The organism is Streptomyces sp. C (assembly GCF_000158895.1).
Classification (GTDB): domain Bacteria; phylum Actinomycetota; class Actinomycetes; order Streptomycetales; family Streptomycetaceae; genus Streptomyces; species Streptomyces racemochromogenes.
In genome coordinates, this window is record NZ_GG657750.1 from 516,819 (window position 1) to 517,760 (window position 942).

The 942-nt window shown below is 75.8% G+C and carries 1 protein-coding gene; it reads left to right on the forward strand.

The window, feature by feature from the left end; translation table 11 throughout:
- A partial coding sequence (locus SSNG_RS02520; RefSeq protein WP_007262216.1) for an MFS transporter occupies positions 1 to 880 on the forward strand: 880 nt, incomplete at its 5' end.
- Positions 881 to 942 lie beyond the last annotated feature (62 nt).

Here is a 942-nt window from a genome sequence, read left to right on the forward strand (position 1 = left end):
TCGGGGTGGGCTCGCTCGTCCACATTCGCTCGGGCGGCTCACGGGCGCCGCGCTCGCCGGCGTGGCCGTCGGCTTCCTGGGCACGGCGGCGGCCTACGCGGCCAACGGCCTGTCGTTCCTCTTCGTGGCGGGCGTGATCCCGTTCCTGAGGGCGGCGCACCCTTCCGGGGAAGCCGGCCCGGCATCCGCTCCCGCCGCGCCGCCGGCGCCCGAACCGGTCGCGGCGAAGAGCATGAGCGCCCGGGAGGGACTCGCGTTCTTCATGCGGCGCCCCCGGCTGGTCGCACTCGCCGCGCTGAACGGGGTCAGCGCGCTGTTCGGCCGCAACTACTCCCTCACCCTGGTGGTGCTGGTCACCGGGCCCCTCGCCGGTGACGCGGGTTCCTTCAGCAAGGTTTCCACGGTGCTGGCCGTCGGCGGGATCGTCGGTGCCGTCCTGGGCGCACGGCTGCGCAGGCCGAGCGTGCGCATGGTGGCCGCCCTCACCCTGGCCGGGGCCCTCCTGCAGGTCCTCGCCGGCGTGGCGCCCTCGCTCCTGGTGCTCCTGGTCCTCGTCCTGCCCATGGCCGTCGCGGAATCCGTCGGGGACACCGCACAGTCCACGGTGCTCCAGACCGACCCGCCCGCCCACATGAGGGGCCGGGTGCTCGGTGCCTGGTCCAGCATCCGCACCCTGTGGGGCCTGGCGGCACCGCTGATGCTGGGACTGTTCATGGAGCTGGCGGGCGTACGCGTCACGCTGATCGCGGGCGGGCTGGCCATCGCCGCGTTCGTGACCGCGGGGTACCTGCTGAAGGGCCGCACGCCCCGCGGCGCGGCTCTCGTCCCGATGCCGGAGGCTGCCCTGCCCGCCCGGGCCCGGCTGGGCACCGCCGCCTGATCGGCGCCGGGCACGCCGCGCGCGTCGACTTCGCGGCCGGGACCCCGCGCCTACCGGCCGGG